Origin of the sequence: Pseudoduganella sp. (assembly GCF_041914865.1) — a bacterium.
In the GTDB taxonomy this organism is placed as follows: Bacteria; Pseudomonadota; Gammaproteobacteria; order Burkholderiales; family Burkholderiaceae_D; genus Rugamonas.
The window spans coordinates 54,387-70,759 of the sequence record NZ_JAYSCO010000007.1 but is presented as its reverse complement, the minus strand read 5'-3'; the positions used below and the strand labels follow the sequence as shown (position 1 = coordinate 70,759).

Sequence of the window (16,373 nt, the reverse complement as noted above, 5' to 3'; positions counted from 1 at the left end):
AATTAGTCATGACCACGATGAACAGCACCTTCGGCTCCCGCTTTGGCCTGGAATATGCCCCTATGTCTTTCCTGGTTCGCTTCGGCAAACGCGAAGTGCTGGTGTGCCGTGACTTCCGCAAGCGCTTTTACGCTGTGAACCCGATCATCGAATGCGATACCGGCGTACAGCCAGGCCACCTGGAAGTGCTGCTGTTCAGCCGCTGGCTGCTGATCTTCTCCAAAGCCGGCCACTAAGTCTCGCACAGCTGTTCATATTGGGCGCGCAAATAGTCGCGCAAACGAATCACGACGGGCGTGACCTGCGAGCGATGCATGCACACCAGATGTAGCGGCACCTCTTCACCCATTACATCCGGTAGCAGCATCTGCAAGCGGCCGGCTTTCAGGTCGGCGGTCACGTCCAACCGTGATTTATAGGCAATCCCCTCCCCCGCTACCGCCCAGCGGCGCACCAGGTCGGCATCGTCACTACTGCGATTGCCACGCACCTGGACTATTTTGCCCTGGGCGGGGAAGAGCCAGCGGTCGTACAGCATGTCATCCAGCGCGAAACGCAGGCAATTGTGCCGCGCCAGTTCATCCAGGTTGGATGGGCTGCCATGCTGCCGCAGGTAGCCTGGCGACGCCACCAGCACGCGCCGGTTGGCCGGTGCGATCGGCATGGCCACCAGGCTGGAATCGTCGAGCTTCCCGTAACGCAGGGCCAGGTCGACGGGCTGGCGGTACATATCCGCCACACGGTCGCTGACGAAAAGCTGCAGGCTGATGGCCGGGTACGCGGCCTGGAAACCATCGAGCCAGGGCAGCAGCACATTGCGTCCCACATCCGAAGGCATGGAAATCTTCAGCAAGCCGGCCAGCTCCTGCTGGCCCTGGCGGATCGCCTCATGCCCTTCGCGCAACTGGCGCACCGCCTCGCGCGCATGGCGCAGGTACTGCTCACCGTCCGGTGTCAGGCGCAGCGAGCGCGTGGTGCGCGCGAACAGGCGCAGCTGCAAGCTTTCCTCCAGCCGTTTCAAGGCAGCGCTGGCCAGCGCCGGCGAAATATCGAGCGCGCGTGCCGCGGCCGACAGGCTGCCCTGGTCGGCCGTACAGACAAATACCTCAAGGTCATCCAGACGCAGCATTTTCCGTTTTTCATTGAAAGTATTTCCGCAATTTTAGTCTTTTTCTTGAAGCCGGGATGGCCGAAGATGCATGCATCGCCACTTTTTATGAAGGACCTGTCACATGAAAGCTGTTGCCTACCGCGCCTCCCTGCCCATCGACCACGCTGACGCCCTGCTGGACGTGGAGCTGCCGGAACCCGTGGCCACCGGCCGCGACCTGCTGGTGGAAATCAAGGCCATTTCCGTCAACCCGGTCGACACCAAGATCCGCCGCAACGTCGCCCCTGCCGCAGGCGAAGACAAGGTGCTGGGCTGGGACGCCAGCGGCATCGTGCGCGCCGTCGGCCCCGGCGTGACCCTGTTCAAACCGGGCGATGAAGTCTGGTATGCCGGCGCCCTGACCCGCGCCGGCACCAATGCCGAGCTGCACCTGGTGGACGAACGCATCGTCGGCCACAAGCCAGCCAAACTGAGTTTTGCGGAAGCGGCCGCCCTGCCCCTGACCGCCATCACTGCCTGGGAACTGCTGTTCGACCGCCTTGGCGCCAGCCGCGACACCGCGCGCGAAGCCGGCAAATCGCTGCTGGTGACCGGCGCCGCCGGCGGCGTTGGTTCCATCCTGGTCCAGCTGGCACGCCAGCTAACCGGGCTGACCGTGATCGGCACCGCATCCCGCCCGGAAACGGCGGAATGGGTGAAGTCGCTGGGCGCCCACCATGTGATCGACCACAGCAAACCGCTGGATGAGGAAATCCGCCGCCTCGGCCTGCCGCCGGTCAACTACATCGCCAGCCTGAACGAGACCGGACACCACTTCGCCGCGCTGGCCGAGCTGGTGGCGCCACAGGGCAAGCTGGCCCTGATCGACGATCCGGCCCATGTCAACGTGAGCCTGCTGAAACGCAAGAGCGTCTCCCTGCACTGGGAATTCATGTTCACGCGTTCCATGTTCGAGACCGACGACATGGCGCAGCAGCACGCCCTGCTGAACGATGTGGCGCGCCTGGTCGATAGCGGCGTACTGAAGACGACGCTGGGTGAGCGTTTCGGCAGCATCAACGCGGCCAACCTGAAGCGCGCGCAGGCCCTGTTGGAAAGCAACCGCGCACGCGGCAAGATCGTCCTGGAAGGCTTCTAAGCCTCGATGCCGGCCGCGACGCGTGCCGCATGGGCGGCGGCGCTCGCCGCACCGGCTTGCTGGATGGCGTGTTCCTGCTGGCGGATCGCCAGCGCACGCCGGTCATGCTCGTCGACCGCCGTGAGCAGCAGTTGCGAACGGCGGCAGGCTTCATTCACCGCCGCGTCAAAGCGATCGCAGCAGCGCTGCAGCATGCGCGACTCATAGCCGACCGCGCGGAACATGGTGCAAATCTCCACGCACAAGTCGCGCAGGGTGCGCATGGAATCGCAGGCGCCTTCGATGTCGCCGCGCATCTTGCGGTCCAGGTCGATGAATTCGCTGCGGCCCAGTTCATGGGCCGACAGCTCGCGCACCGTTGCCGTCCAGCCGTCGATTTTGCCGCTGATGCGGCTGATACTGGCGTTCTTATCGCGCAGCATCAGGGCGTACTGCATGGCCAGCAGGGCGAGCGGCAGGCAGGCGAGGAAGGCGGGAATGCCAACCTTCCGCATGGCCGACTCCAGTTCTTTGCAGCGGCGCAGGAGCGCCGAAATATTGCCGCTCAGGGAATGGTTGCGCATGGCCCGTCTCCCGACAATCCGCCATGCGAAGGCATGGCGCGACAGACCAAGTATAGGCAGGGCACCGCCCGTGCGACCATGCGCAAGCTTGATGCAGATTAAAGGTCGGGCGATTAGGCGCCGTTGAGCCAGGCTTGCTCGTGCTCGCGTTCGCGGCGGCGGCGCTCAGCTGGCGCATCGAAGTCGCGCAGGAACTGGATGTGGCGCCGTTCCAGCGCCAGCATGTCGCGCTCGATAGCGTCGATCTCGGCGCGGTCTGGCGAGTGGTTCAGGTAGTTGGTCTTCTCGCGGCGCAAGCCTTCCTGCTCGTCGGCGATGGCTTGCAGGCGCGCTTCGCAGCGCTGCACCGTGCGGCGCAGCTTTTCCGGCGTCAGGCCCTGGCTGCGCAAGTCGGTCTGCACCGACAGGTCGTTGCGCACGGCATTGGTGCGCTTCTGCAGCTCGGCGATCTCGGCGTTCACGGCGTCGATGGCGGCGGCATCCTTCTCCGCATAGGCCTGGCGGCGGCGCTCGCCGAGCAAGGCCATTTCCGCTTCCAGCAACTGGTACTCATCGCGGAACGGGCGCTCGAAGTTGCTTAGCTGGGCGCGGCAGGATTCGACCTGCTTTTCCAGCGCCACCACTTCCAGCTGCAGCTTGGCGATCGGCATGTCATAGCGACGCTGGGCGCGTTCTTCCAGCGCCTTGTTGGCGGCCAGCAGGCGCGCCTCGTAGCGCACGGTCGAAAACTTCCTGCGCGCCTCCTCCTCGTGGGCGGCACGCAGCGCGCGCTCGTAGGCGCGGTACGCTGCCGGCATGCGCAGCTTGCGGTACCAATTCCTGATCCAATTCCACATAGGCAGGAATATAGCTTAGGCGGCGGCGCGTGTCATGTCTGCCACCGCCGGCGCCAGCAAGGATGCGACAGCGATGGCGTTGCTGCTGTGCGGCACGGTGTCGCAGCTGGCGGTACGGGCCACGCCGGCGGCCACCAGGTCTTCGTAGGCGCTGCCGGCGAACAGCGGGTGCACGGCGACGCAGACCGGCGCCGGCAAGCCTGCCTTGCGCACATGGCCGACGGCGGCAATCATGGTGCGGGCGGTTGATGCAATATCGTCAACGATGACGGGGGTGTGGTGCTGCCAGCGTTCGGTGTCCGGCACCGAGACCTCCACATCGTGGTCGCCGCGCCGCACCTTCTCCAGCACGATGCAGGGGCAGCCGGCGCCGCGCGCCACTTCCGCCGCCCATTGCTCGCTTTCGGAATCGGGGCCGATCACCAGCGGCTGCGGCACATTGGCGGCAATCCACGCCGAGATGGCGGGCGCGGCGCGCACCACGCGGGTCGGGATCGTGTAGATCTCGGCCAGGTCGTGGTGGCGGTGCAGGTGCGGGTCGATCGTCACCATCCAGTGGAAGACGCCCGATACCAGGCGCGCAAAATGGCCGGAGGTGATGCCTTCGCCCGGGTTGAAGATGGCGTCGTGCCGCATATACGCCAGGTATGGCGCCACCAGGCCCACGCTGGCCGCGCCCAGCTCGCGCGCAATGCTGGCGGCGAAGTACATGGGCATGAAACGGTCGTCCGGGCGGTCCAGGGTGCAGACCAGGACCACTTGGCGCCCTGCCACGTCCGAGTGGTAGCGCACGTAGGATTCACCATCCGGGAAACGCCTTACCTGCAAGCTGCCCTGCTCCCAGCCTAACAAAGCCGCCAATTGGGCGGTGCAGGCTTCGTTGCCGGGCAGTGCGAACAAGATAGGCGTCATCGTCGGCTCCTTGGAGGGCAAAATCTTATTCTACCCTTCATTATTGCAATCCAGATATCGGAAATTGCAGCCTGTCGCAGCGACCCGGCGCCCGGGTCCGCGAGCAGCCAGAATCACGCCGTTACTTATTCTGGAGCCGTTCATGCCGACCACCCGATACGCCATCCCCCTGCTCGCCGCACTGCTGGCAAGCGCCAACGCACACAGCGCGGTAGAAGTGCTGAAAATCGTGAAGCCGGGGGCAGCCGCCACCGTCGTTTTTGAAAACGGCTCCCGCAGCACCATGGATAAATGGGACAAGGTGATCCCCGATGTGGCGAAAGAGGCGACGGTTTTCGCCTATAACCGTCCCGGCTACGGCAAGAGCGACAAGCCGTCCACGCCGCGCGACGGCAAGACCGTGGTGGAGGAATTGCGCCAGCTGCTGCGCGAGCAAGGCTTGCAGCCGCCTTATGTGCTGGTCGGCCATTCGCTGGGCGGCTTGTACATGCAGCTATATGCGCGCAGCTATCCGCAGGAGGTGCAGGGCGTGGTGCTGGTCGATGCGCTCTACCCCGGCATAGTCAAGAAGCCGGAAGACTTCCCGCTTACGACGCGCTGGGCGAAGTACCTGTTCATGAATGCGGCGATGGAGGCAGAAGTGGACCAGATCCACAGCACCAGCCAGGCCGTGCTCGACCTGCCGTGGAACGACGATATCCCGATGGTGCGCCTGATTAATGTGCCCAAAGGTCCAGGGGCGATTCCTGTGGACCTGGGCGTGACCAACAATGACGAAAAGACGCGCAATATGGTGAAAGCCATGTACCCCAAGGCCTGCAAGGTGATCGTGGATTCCGACCATCAGATGCAGTTGGCCACGCCCGAAGTAGTGACCAACGCGATCCGCGACGTGATCAACGCCCGCGACACCAAGCGCCCGCCTGCCCTGCGCTGCGGTTAAGGTTGCGCTATGGTTGCAAATAAAGCATCATCACGAGATGAATAAAACCATCATCGCACTGATCGCCAGCCTGCTGGCGGTCGCCACCGCCAACGCCGATATCAACCCAGTCTTGCAGCGCGAACTGCTGCAGATGGAGGAGCAGGACCAGGCGGTGCGCACCGCCAATCCAATCGACATGGAAAAATTCAGCGCGGTGGATCGCGCCAACACGCAGCGCCTGAAGGAAATCATCGCCCAGCATGGCTGGCCGTCCATTTCGAAGGTCGGCAAAACCGGTGCCCGGGCAGCCTGGCTGCTGGCGCAGCATGCGGACGAGGACCGCGACTTCCAGCGCGCGGTCCTTGCCATGCTGGAGAAGCTGCCGCCCGGCGAGGTCGAGCTGCGCAATATCGCCTACCTGCACGACCGCGTCACGACACCGCAACGCTACGGCACGCAAGGCAGTTGCAATGACGCGGGCCAGTGGGTCGCCTTCGAAGTCGAAGACCCGGCCGGCCTTGACCAGCGCCGGGCCTCAGTCGGCCTGGGTCCGCAGGCCGAGTACGTCATCAAGGTCACCCAGTACTGCTCTCGCACAGCTCCTTGACCGGTGCTGCGGGCGCGGTTTGTTCGCCGTGATGGAACGGCGCGTACCAGGTGACGATGAAGGATGGGATGGTCGCCGCCATCACCAGCCAGAAGTAATTGACGTAGCCCATGGCCTCCTGCAGGTGGCCGCTCACAATGCCGGTCAACATGCCGCACAGGCCCATCAGACCGGTGCCGAAGGCGTAGTGGGTGGTGGTGTACTTGCCCGGCGCCAGTTGCTGCATCAGGTAGATCATGAAACCGACCGAGCCGAAGCCGAAGGTGAACTTTTCGATCACCACGCCGGCGCCAATCACCCACAGGTTGCTGGGCTGGTAGATCGCCATCAGCAGGAAGGTGGCAATCGGGATGTTCAGCACGCAGCACAGCTTGAACAGCACCGGCTTCAGGCCATGCCGGGCCAGGTACCAGCCGCCGGCCAGCGAGCCGGCCAGCACGGCCAGCAAGCCGTAAGTGCCGTAGACGATGCCAAGCAGCTCATTCGACATGCCCAGGCCGCCCTTCTCAACCGGATCGACCATGAAGAAGGGGCCGATCTTCTCCAGCAGGCCAATCGACACACGGTACAACAGGGCAAACGCCATCATGGTCCAGACGCCGCGCTTTTCGAAGAAGGTCTTGAAAGCGTCGCGCAGGATGAAGGCGGCCTGGCCCAGGCTTTCCGGCGTATCGGCGGCGCGCGCGCCTTCCGGCATGACGCGCCAGTGCCATGCCGTCATCGCCAGCAGCAGCACCGCCACCGAGATGAACACCACGCGCCAGGCGCCCAGCCAATCCATGCCGTAAGAGGTGTGCAGATAGCCGCTCAGGTAGACCAGTACGCCGGACGCCACCACTGGGCCGATGTTCCAGCTCAGGCCCTGCACGCCGCAATACAGCGACTGGCTGCGCGAGTCGAGCGATGTGACATAGACGCCATCGCTCGCAATGTCCATGGTGGCGCCGATAAAGGACATGATCCAGAACAGCACCATCATCATCGCCATGGCGCCCGGCATGCCCATGACCAGGGCCACGGCGCCGAAGCCCAGACCCAGCAGCAGCTGCATGCAGATGACGAAGAACTTCTTGGTGCGGTACATCTCCACCACCGGCGCGAACAGCGGTTTGATGGTGTAGGCCAGGATCAGCATGCTGGAATACTGGGCCGCCTGGCCGTTGTCCATGCCCAGGTTCTTGAACATGATGGCGGTGACGCTGGTCAGCATGATGTAGCCCATGGCCATTGAGAAGTAGCCGGAGGGCACCCACAGCAGCGGCGAGCGGTTCATGAACGTTGGGCCTTGATGAATTCGCGGTACCAGTGCGCGCTGTCTTTCAGCGTGCGCTTCTGGGTGGTGTAGTCGACGTGGACGATGCCGAACCGCTTGGCGTAGCCGGAATCCCATTCAAAGTTGTCCAGCAGGCTCCACATGAAGTAGCCGCGCACGTCCACGCCCTGCTCCATGGCGCTGGCCATGGCGTCGAAGTGGCGTTTGACGAAGGAAATGCGCTCCTCGTCATGTTCGGGCGTGCTGCTGGCCATGCCGTTCTCGGTGATATAGATGGGCGGCAGCGCGTACTCGCCTTTCAGCTTGAGCAGCAATTCGGTCAGGCCTTGCGGGTAGATTTCCCAACCCATGTCGGTGCGGCCGTTTTCCAGCGGCGGCGTGCGCGGCGGGTCTTCGGCGCTGCAGAAGGCGCGGAAGTAGTAGTTCACGCCCAGGAAATCGATCGGCTGCTGGATCGCCGCCATGTCGCCCGGCTCAATATGCGGAGCGTTGGCGCCGTGGCCGCGCAGAGCCAGCTCGGGATAGCGTCCTTTGAAAATGGGGTCCATGAACCATTGTACCGAACGCGCATACTCCCACTCGGCCAGGTCGCGGTCGGCCGCGCTGTCGGTGGCCGGGTCGGCGGTCCACTGGTTCAGGACGATGCCCAGCTTGGCCTTCTTGCCGACAGCACGCATGGCGGCCATAGCCAGGCCGTGCGACAGCAGCAGGTGGTGCGACACCTGCACGGCGGCCTTGGCGTCGCGCACGCCGGGCGCGAACTGGCCGTTGCCGTAGCCAAGGTTTGCGGTGCACCAGGGTTCATTGTGGGTGGCGATGCTGGCGACGCGGTCGCCAAAGCGGCGCGCGACTTCGGCGGCGTAGGCGGCGAAGTGGAAGCAGGTGTCGCGATTGAGCCAGCCGCCTTCTTCCTGCAGGCCTTGCGGCAGGTCCCAATGGTAGAGGGTGACGTAGGCTTGCTTGCCCTTGGCTTCCAGCTCGTCGAGCAGGCGCTCGTAGAAGGCGAAGCCGGCTTCATTCCAGGCGCCCTTGCCCTGCGGCTGCACACGCGACCAGGCAATGGAGAAGCGGTAGGCGTCCACGCCGAGCGAGTCGATGATGCCGACATCCTCGCGGTAGCGGTGGTAATGGTCGCAGGCGACGCTGCCGTCGCTGCCGTCTTTGATCTTGCCGGGCGTGCTGCAGAATACGTCCCAGATTGAGAGGCCTTTGCCGTCTTCCTGGTTGGCGCCCTCGATCTGGAAGGCGCTGGTGGCTACGCCCCAGAGGAAGTCGGGCGGCAGGCGTTTGTCTTTCATGCTTATTTCTTTGGTAGATGCTGGGAGTGAGAGGTGGCCTGCCCCGGGGGACGAGGCAGGCCTGTTGCCACGGGCTTAGAAGTCGATGCCCGCGTTAACACCGATGGTGCGTGGTGGCAGGTACTGCGCTACCCACACATTGCTGCCATTCATGGCGCTGGTCTTGATGCGCTTGTCGCCGACATTGCGCACGAATGCGTCCACCCAGAACTGCTTCGGCCCCTGGTAGCGCAGGCCGATGTCGAACTTGGTGTAGGCCTTCTGCTGGTCTTCCGGTCCCAGGTTGAATACCGACAGCTCGGACTTGGTTTCGTAGTGCGCCGAGATGCGCGGCACCAGGGAGTTGCCGTCCGCCAGGCGGAAGGTGTGCTGGTAGTTCAGCTGCATCGAGAACTTGGGCGCGTGCGGCATGGTATTGCCGGTCACGTCCAGGCAGGTGGCGTTCAGCTCTGGGCAGAACGGCAGCGAATAGTCGTTGGAGCCGGCCACCAGATAGCCCAGTTTGGTGTTGGTGTAGGCCAGCGCCAGCGCCACTTTGTCGTCCGGCGACAGCTTGGCCTGGATTTCGGACTCCAGGCCCCAGACCTTGGCACCGTCCACATTGCTGGTGACGAAGGTGTGCGAGCCGTCCGGATTGGTGACCGGGGACGAGAACTGGAAGTCCTTGAAGTCCAGGTAGTAGGCGGCGTTATTGATGCGCAGGGCGCCGCCCAGGAAGGTGCTCTTACTGCCGAACTCGTAGTTGGTCAGGGTCTCCGCGCCGTAGGTGCGGCCGCCATCCTGCAGGCCGCCCGACTTGTAGCCGGTGGAGACGCTCGCGTACAGCATGTGGTTCTTGTCGATGTCGTAGCTCAGGCGCGCCAGGCCGGTCACCTTGCTGCCTTTATAACGGCCATCGTTCGACGGTACGCTCGGGTTGTAGCCCTGGCCCGGCTTGGTCGGGTCGATGTTCGGCGTGAGCGGCAGCTGCGGCACGTTCGGGTCGTAGTTCCAGGTGTAGCCGTTGCCGCCCTGGTTGGTGCGCTTGTCGGAGGTGTAGCGCAAGCCGCCGGTCAGGTGCCAGCCGCCCGCCATGTTCCAGGTTGCCTGGCCGAAGATGGCGCGCGAATCCACCGTTTCTTTCGGCTGGATGAAGGAACCCTGCCACACCACGCTGCCGTCCTGGGTGCCGTGCATGATCGGGATGTCGAAGCGGATGCCGTTGTCTTCCGCCGCATAGTAGGCGCCGACCTGCCAGTCCACTTCGCGGGAACCGGTCGATTGCAGCTGCAGCTCATGGCTGTTGCTGCTGTAGCGCGACCACACGGTGTTATTGGCCTGGAAGTCGCCGCCAGTGGTGAAGCTGGTCGGCAGCACGCGGCCACCATCCTGGTCGTAGGTGGACGAACCGGAGAACTTGGAATGGCCCGCGATGTAGGCCAGCGCAATGTCCGGGCTCACGGCGTAGTCGACGCGGCTGCGGAAGGTGTTCACATTGCGGTGCAGGTAAGGCGCGGTGTCGATCAGGGCCGACCATTCGTCCTGGCCCGCGCGCGGGGTCTGCATCAGGTTCATGCTCGGCGTGCCGCGGTCCTGGAAGCGCTCGTAGGAAATATTCCACTTCAGGCGCTCGCTCGGCTGGTACAGCCAGCTCACGCGTACACCGCTCTGGTTCTGCGCGTTGTAGCGCGGGCCGTTGGTGACGTAGTTGTTCGGGTTGATCGGCTTGAACTTGGCCGGATCGCCGCCGCTGGCCAGGTAGGCGGCACGCTGGTCGGCGATGGAAATGTTCGGCAAGGTCTGGTACTTCACGTAGCCGTCGTGCTCTTCGTGGATCGTTGCCACGCGCAGCGCGGAGTGCTCGCCGGTCGGCACGTTGAGCGCGGCGCGCGCAGCCAGGCGGGAGTAGTCGCCCAGGCCGCCCGACACGCTGCCCGACACCACGCCCAGCTTGGGCTTGACGGTCTGCATGTTCACCGCGCCGACGGTGGAGTTGCGGCCCCACAGCGTGCCTTGCGGGCCGCGCAGCACTTCAATCGCGTCCACGTCGAACAGCAGCGCGGTGGCGCCCTCCGGCCGCGGCGAGTAAATGCCATCCACGAAGAATGCCACTTCCGGGTCGGCGTATTCGGTCTTGGCGGAGTCGTTGCCGACGCCGCGCATGGTCATGGTGATCACGCCGTGGTCGCCCTGGCCGGTGGCCTGGAAGCTTGGCACCAGGTGGGTTACGTCCTGGATGGTCTGCACGTGGGCATCTTCCAACGCGGCTGCGTCAAGGGCGGTGACGGCCACCGGGGTCTTTTGCAGGGAGGTGGTGCGCTTGGTCGCCGTGATCAGCACTTCCGGCACGACGGTGGATTCGTTGTTGGCCGCAGGAGCGGCAGGTGCAGCGGCTTGTTGCGCATAGGCGCCATTGGTTGAGGCGAGCAGGGCCAGCACCCCGACCTGGATTGCAGAAAACTTCATTGTTGTCTCCGTTGTAGGTATGAAAACGATTTCTTTTTTCTTGAAAACGATTTCATAGTACATTTTGACAAAATAAAAAGTCAACAGAATTTTTATCATGGTAGGAACCAGGCACGGCGCGGGCAGCAGCGCCATAAGGCTGCTGTGCACGGCGTTGGTTTTCTGGTAATCTCGCGTGAAAAGCTTTTCAGGAAGAGAACAACCCTTGAACGCCCCCGCCACGCTCACCGATGTCGCCCGCCGCGCCGGCGTCTCCCCCGCCACTGTCTCGCGCATCCTGAACGGCACCGCCAAGGTGGCCGACGACAAACGCCAGGCCGTGCTGGCCGCCATCAGCGAATTGAACTTCGCGCCCAACCAGATGGCGCAAAGCCTGAAGCATGGCCGCTCGATGACGATCGGGATTGTGGTGCAAGACATTGCCTCGCCCTTCTTCGACGAGATCCTGCATGGCGTGGACGATGGACTGAAAGGCACCGGCTACGCGTCGGTGATCGTCAGCGGCCACTGGAATGCGGACGAGGAAGCAGAGCGCATCCGCCTGCTGCTGGCGCGCAAAGTGGACGGCGTCATCCTGCTAACCGGCCGCATGACCGACGACACGGTACTGCGCTTCGCCGAACAGCGCCCTATCGTCTCGCTGGGCCGCGTGCTGCAGACCGAGCGCGCCATCGGCTATAAGCTGGATAACGAGCATGGCGCCTGGCTGGCCGTGCGCCACCTGGTCGAATTGGGGCATCGCCGCATCGCCCACCTGAGCGGCCCGGCGGAAAACCGCGACTCGGTGGAGCGCCTGGCTGGCTACAAGCGTGCGCTGAAAGAAGCCGACATCCCCTTCGATCCGGCGCTGGTGGTGGAAGGCACGCTGCATGAAGGCGGCGGCCTGCTGGCCATGAACCGCCTGTACGACAGCCGCGAGCCCTTCACCGCAGTGTTCGCGGTGAACGACCAGACGGCCTACGGCGCGCGCCTTTTCCTGTACCGCAAAGGCATCCGGGTGCCGGACGACGTATCGCTGGTCGGCTTCGACGACCTGCCCGGCTCCTCCTACACCACGCCGCCGCTGACCACGGTGCGCCAGCCGCTGTACGTGATCGGCCAGACTGCGGTTCACTCCATGCTGCGCCTGATCAACGGCGAAACGGTCGAAGGCTCGATCCCGCCGGTGGAACTGGTGGTGCGAGAAACCACCCGCCGCTTCACTTAAGCGAACGCACCACGTCGCCAGGCATGGAAAAGAACATCGCCGCGCCAGCGATGCCTCGCAGTTTCAAGCAGTCCCCCTGTCTATCTTATGAGGTCAAAGATGGTCTGGCGCAGCCACATATTGCCGGGGTCGTGGTGGTAGCGTTCATGCCAGTGCTGCTTAATTGAGAATTCCGGCAATTCGAACGGCACCGGGAACGCCTTGAAGCGCCCGCGCCCCACAAACAGCTCCACCAGCAGCTCGGGCATGGTCACGATCAAGTCGGTGGTTTCAACCACGATGGGAATGCTCAGGTAGCTGGGCACGCGCAGCGCCACCTCGTGGCGGATGTCCTGGCGCGCCACTTCGCGTTCCAGGATTTGCGGCGCCAGGCTGGTGAAATTCACCACCGCGTGGCGCTCGGACTGGAATTGCTCCAGCGAGATGCTGTCGCGCACGCGCGGGTGGTCGGCGCTGGCCATGCACACATAACGCTGGCGGAATAAAGTCTGCTCATAAAAACCCGCATCCAGCTGTGGCATATAGCCAAAGGCCAGGTCGGCCTCTCCCGTTTCCAGCAATTTCGCCGTTTCTTCCATTTGCGGCAATATTTCGATTTGCACGCCGGGTGAATATTTTCGCAAATACCTGAGTAACTTTGGCAATAGAACAAGCTGGCTAATATCGGACATGCAAATCGCGAATTTGCGGTTTGATGTAGCCGGATCAAATCCGGCACGATGGGTATACACCTTGTCCAGCGCATGCAAGGCGTCCAGTACCGGCTGCTCCAGGTCGCGCGCCAGGGGCGTCGGCTCCATTACATTGCCGATCCTGACGAATAAAGGGTCGCCAAAATGTTCTCGCAATTTTGACAAAGCGACACTGACGGCCGGCTGCCCTATTCCAAGATTTTCGGCCGCGCGCGAAACGCTGCGCCCCTTGATTATCTCGTCGAAGACCTGCAATAAACGCAATTCCAGCATTGGGCCGTCTTTCCTATTCGATTTTTTAATGGAATGTATTTGCGCGGCTGACTCGCCAAAAATCTACACCAAAAGTATATTTCGGCCAATCTCAAAAACACTCCGGGGAAATATCATGAATTGGTTCAATAACCTCAAGATTGCTAACAAACTATTGTTATCCTTCGTCGCAGTGCTGCTGCTGACGGCATTCCTCGGCGTGTTCGCGGTGCTGCAGCTGGCCAAGGTGAACGCCACTGCTACAGATCTGGCGACCAACTGGATGCCCGCCATTAAATCGGCCACTGAACTGAAATACGGCGTGGCACGCGTACGCAGCGGCGCCCTGCAGCACCTGCTGTCCGACGACGCTGAAGGCAAGGCAAATTACGACAAGACCGTGGCCACCATGACGGACAAGATCCACCAGGACCAGGCCGCGTACGAAGCGCTGATCAGCGAGCCGGAGGAAAAGAAAACCTACGGCGAGTTCAAACAGCTGCTCGACACCTACCTGGCGCAGCAGGCACGCGCCCTTGCACTGTCGCGCGAGAACAAGACCGATGAAGCGCTGGCCCTGCTGCGCGGCGACGCCCTGCGCGTCTTCAACGAGATGGAAGCCCACATCGCCAAGATCGTCGCCGTCAACGAAGCCGGCGCCAATGCCGCGAATGAGCTGGGCGACGTGACCTACGCCGCCTCGCGCGGCTGGATCATTACGCTGCTGGCCGGCTCGATCGTCTTGGCTATCGGCCTGGCCTACTTCGTGGCGCGCCTGATTTCGCGCTCGCTGCAGGAGGCAGTGGTCGTGGCACAGACCGTGGCCGCCGGCGACCTGACCAGCGACATCCGCGTAAAGAGCAGCGACGAAACCGGCCAATTGCTCGGCGCGCTGAAGGACATGAACGACAGCCTGGTGAAGATCGTGGGCGAAGTCCGCAGCGGCACCGAAACCATAGCCAGCGCCTCCGGCCAGATCGCCACCGGCAATATCGACCTGTCGGCACGCACCGAAGAACAAGCCAGCTCGCTGGAAGAAACCGCATCCTCGATGGAAGAACTGACTTCCACCGTGCGCCAGAACTCCGACAATGCGCTGCAAGCCAACGCCCTGGCCAACAGCGCCAGCGATATCGCGGCACGCGGCGGCGTGGTGGTGTCGCAAGTGGTGCAGACCATGGGTTCGATCAACGAGTCCTCCACGAAAATCGTCGACATCATCGCCGTCATCGACGGCATCGCCTTCCAGACTAACATCCTGGCGCTGAACGCCGCCGTGGAAGCAGCGCGCGCCGGCGACCAGGGCCGCGGCTTTGCCGTGGTGGCCACCGAAGTACGCACGCTGGCCCAGCGCTCGGCCGCTGCCGCCAAGGAAATCAAAGCCCTGATCGACGACTCCGTCGGCAAGGTCGATACCGGCACCAAACTGGTCGACCAGGCCGGCAGCACCATGCAGGAAATCGTGCAGAGCATCCAGCGCGTGGCGGACATCATGGGCGAAATCACCACCGCCAGCGCCGAACAGACCGCTGGCATCGAGCAGATCAACGAAGCCGTGATCCAGATGGACTCCGTCACCCAGCAGAACGCCGCCCTGGTCGAGGAAGCTGCCGCCGCAGCGCAAGCCATGCAGGACCAGGCCAGCCACTTGGCGCAGGCCGTCAGCGTGTTCCGCCTGCACGGCAACGAACAGCGCCCTGCCCTGCGCGCACCGGCCAGCGCACCGCGCCTGGCCCTGGCGTAAGGCCTGGACGGCGGCGTCGAGCACGGATGCTACTAATCAGTAGCATTTATTACTCATTAGTAGTACCATGGGCGGCAGGGAAAACTCGACTCCATCAAAAAGATGACCGCCTTAACGACAAACCCCGGCCGCCCGTCCTATTTCGCCCTTGCCGTCTGGCTGGTGGTGACGTTCGCCTTCGCCGCAATCGGCGCCGCCGGCTCGGCCACCGCCCCCGCGTTTTACGCCCAACTCGTGCGGCCCGAATGGGCGCCGCCAGCCTGGCTGTTTGGGCCTGTCTGGACCATTCTTTACACCCTGATGGGCATTGCCGCCTGGCGCGCATGGCGTGAACCAGGCGCCGGCCGCCTCACGGCCGCACTGGTGTACCTGTCCCAGCTGGTGCTCAACAGCCTGTGGAGCTGGCTGTTCTTCGCCTGGCACCTCGGCGCCAAGGCCAGTTTGTGCATCGTCGTCCTGTGGCTGGCGATTGCGGCCACGATGGCGCTCTTTGCGCGGCGCGACCGCCTGGCAGCGCTGCTGCTGGTCCCCTACCTGGCCTGGGTCAGCTTCGCCGGCGTTCTTTGCTACCGCATCTGGCAGCTCAATCCCGGCCTGCTGGGCTGATGCGCCAGCCGCCCCGTCCAACGTCAGCCCAAGCACACATCATGGCCACGACCTACGTACCAGTCAGCGAAACCGAAGCGATGCCGGTATCGGCCCGCATCCGCGCCCGCCTTCTTGCAAGCAAAGAGCGCTTTCACGCCAACGACAACATCGCGCACCACATCGTCCCCGGCGAACTGGAGGAACTGCTCGATGAAGTCAGCCAGCGCATGCAAGGCGTGCTGGAAAGCCTGGTGATCGACACCAGCAGCGACCACAATACCCAGGACACGGCGCGCCGCGTCGCCAAGATGTACCTCCAAGAAGTCTTCGGCGGACGCTACACACCCGAACCGGCCGTAACCGAATTCCCCAACGTCGCCCACCTGAATGAGCTGATGATCATCGGCCCGGTCACCGTGCGCAGCGCCTGTTCGCACCACTTCTGCCCGATCATGGGCAAGGTCTGGATAGGCGTCATGCCCAACCAGCACTCCAACCTGATCGGGCTGTCGAAATATGCGCGCCTTGCCGCGTGGGTGATGAACCGCCCGCAGATCCAGGAGGAAGCCGTGAAGCAGCTGGCCGACCTGCTGCAGGAAAAAATGCAGCCGGACGGACTGGCCGTCATCATGGAGGCCGAACACTTCTGCATGCACTGGCGCGGCGTGAAAGACACCGACGCACTGATGGTCAACAGCGTCATGCTCGGCTCCTTCCTCAAGGACCCCGCATTGCGCAGAGAATTCCTGTCCCTGATCAAACGCTGACCGCCCTTCACCAGG

16 protein-coding genes are annotated in these 16,373 nt (G+C 63.3%); 8 read left to right on the top strand and 8 right to left on the bottom strand.

Features of this window, described 5'->3' with window-relative positions; translation table 11 throughout:
* Positions 1–8 precede the first annotated feature (8 nt).
* Positions 9–236 carry a hypothetical protein gene (locus ACE3TQ_RS05235; RefSeq protein ID WP_342117486.1) on the top strand — a complete coding sequence of 76 codons (228 nt, stop codon included), beginning with the start codon at positions 9–11 and terminating at the stop codon, positions 234–236.
* On the opposite strand, the gene ACE3TQ_RS05230 is transcribed toward ACE3TQ_RS05235, so the two are convergent.
* On the bottom strand, positions 233–1,129 hold the full coding sequence (locus tag ACE3TQ_RS05230; RefSeq protein WP_374580905.1) for a LysR family transcriptional regulator: 897 nt from the start codon (positions 1,127–1,129) through the stop codon (positions 233–235). The genes ACE3TQ_RS05235 and ACE3TQ_RS05230 overlap by 4 nt on opposite strands.
* A gap of 103 nt (positions 1,130–1,232) precedes the next feature.
* On the opposite strand from ACE3TQ_RS05230, the gene ACE3TQ_RS05225 reads away from it, so the two are divergent.
* Positions 1,233–2,249 carry a zinc-binding alcohol dehydrogenase family protein gene (locus ACE3TQ_RS05225; protein WP_374580903.1) on the top strand — a complete coding sequence of 339 codons (1,017 nt, stop codon included), beginning with the start codon at positions 1,233–1,235 and terminating at the stop codon, positions 2,247–2,249.
* On the opposite strand, the gene ACE3TQ_RS05220 is transcribed toward ACE3TQ_RS05225, so the two are convergent.
* From ACE3TQ_RS05220 to ACE3TQ_RS05210, 3 genes are all read right to left on the bottom strand, one after another.
* On the bottom strand, positions 2,246–2,812 hold the full coding sequence (locus tag ACE3TQ_RS05220; protein WP_374580902.1) for a hypothetical protein: 567 nt from the start codon (positions 2,810–2,812) through the stop codon (positions 2,246–2,248). The two genes, ACE3TQ_RS05225 and ACE3TQ_RS05220, sit on opposite strands and share 4 nt — an antisense overlap.
* 113 nt (positions 2,813–2,925) lie before the next feature.
* Entirely contained in the window at positions 2,926–3,609 is a 684-nt protein-coding gene (locus ACE3TQ_RS05215) for a hypothetical protein (RefSeq protein WP_374580901.1), read from the bottom strand.
* 54 nt (positions 3,610–3,663) lie between these two features.
* Complete coding sequence (locus ACE3TQ_RS05210; RefSeq protein WP_374580900.1) at positions 3,664–4,560, bottom strand: ribose-phosphate pyrophosphokinase; 897 nt, start codon at positions 4,558–4,560, stop codon at positions 3,664–3,666.
* 142 nt (positions 4,561–4,702) lie between these two features.
* On the opposite strand from ACE3TQ_RS05210, the gene ACE3TQ_RS05205 reads away from it, so the two are divergent.
* Together ACE3TQ_RS05205 and ACE3TQ_RS05200 are read left to right on the top strand one after the other, a co-directional pair.
* Positions 4,703–5,503 carry an alpha/beta fold hydrolase gene (locus tag ACE3TQ_RS05205; protein WP_374580899.1) on the top strand — a complete coding sequence of 267 codons (801 nt, stop codon included), beginning with the start codon at positions 4,703–4,705 and terminating at the stop codon, positions 5,501–5,503.
* 37 nt (positions 5,504–5,540) lie between these two features.
* Positions 5,541–6,092: a DUF6624 domain-containing protein gene (locus ACE3TQ_RS05200; RefSeq protein ID WP_374580898.1), complete on the top strand. Its 552-nt coding sequence runs from the start codon at positions 5,541–5,543 to the stop codon at positions 6,090–6,092.
* Here the strand turns inward: ACE3TQ_RS05200 and ACE3TQ_RS05195 are convergent.
* The 3 genes from ACE3TQ_RS05195 to ACE3TQ_RS05185 form a co-directional block, all read right to left on the bottom strand.
* On the bottom strand, positions 6,061–7,365 hold the full coding sequence (locus ACE3TQ_RS05195) for an MFS transporter (RefSeq protein WP_374580897.1): 1,305 nt from the start codon (positions 7,363–7,365) through the stop codon (positions 6,061–6,063). The two genes, ACE3TQ_RS05200 and ACE3TQ_RS05195, sit on opposite strands and share 32 nt — an antisense overlap.
* Entirely contained in the window at positions 7,362–8,663 is a 1,302-nt protein-coding gene (locus ACE3TQ_RS05190; RefSeq protein WP_374580896.1) for a GH1 family beta-glucosidase, read from the bottom strand. The genes ACE3TQ_RS05195 and ACE3TQ_RS05190 overlap by 4 nt, the downstream gene beginning before the upstream one ends.
* Before the next feature lie 75 nt (positions 8,664–8,738).
* Positions 8,739–11,108 carry a TonB-dependent receptor gene (locus ACE3TQ_RS05185; protein WP_374580895.1) on the bottom strand — a complete coding sequence of 790 codons (2,370 nt, stop codon included), beginning with the start codon at positions 11,106–11,108 and terminating at the stop codon, positions 8,739–8,741.
* A 205-nt stretch (positions 11,109–11,313) separates the two neighbouring features.
* Here ACE3TQ_RS05185 and ACE3TQ_RS05180 point away from each other — a divergent pair, with 205 nt between their 5' ends.
* Positions 11,314–12,315 (top strand): LacI family DNA-binding transcriptional regulator, encoded by a 1,002-nt coding sequence (locus ACE3TQ_RS05180; RefSeq protein WP_374580894.1) that lies wholly within the window; start codon positions 11,314–11,316, stop codon positions 12,313–12,315.
* A gap of 80 nt (positions 12,316–12,395) precedes the next feature.
* Here ACE3TQ_RS05180 and ACE3TQ_RS05175 read toward each other — a convergent pair whose 3' ends face one another.
* Positions 12,396–13,280, bottom strand: a complete 885-nt coding sequence (locus tag ACE3TQ_RS05175; protein ID WP_374580893.1) for a LysR family transcriptional regulator — start codon at positions 13,278–13,280, stop codon at positions 12,396–12,398.
* Positions 13,281–13,395: 115 nt separating this feature from the next.
* On the opposite strand from ACE3TQ_RS05175, the gene ACE3TQ_RS05170 reads away from it, so the two are divergent.
* The 3 genes from ACE3TQ_RS05170 (at position 13,396) to folE (ending at position 16,358) form a co-directional block, all read left to right on the top strand.
* Positions 13,396–15,003 carry a methyl-accepting chemotaxis protein gene (locus ACE3TQ_RS05170; protein ID WP_374580892.1) on the top strand — a complete coding sequence of 536 codons (1,608 nt, stop codon included), beginning with the start codon at positions 13,396–13,398 and terminating at the stop codon, positions 15,001–15,003.
* Positions 15,004–15,105: 102 nt separating this feature from the next.
* Positions 15,106–15,609 (top strand): TspO/MBR family protein, encoded by a 504-nt coding sequence (locus ACE3TQ_RS05165; RefSeq protein WP_374580891.1) that lies wholly within the window; start codon positions 15,106–15,108, stop codon positions 15,607–15,609.
* Positions 15,610–15,650: 41 nt separating this feature from the next.
* A complete protein-coding gene (gene folE, locus ACE3TQ_RS05160) occupies positions 15,651–16,358 on the top strand; it encodes a GTP cyclohydrolase I (protein WP_374580890.1) in 708 nt (235 codons plus the stop codon).
* Positions 16,359–16,373: the final 15 nt, after the last annotated feature.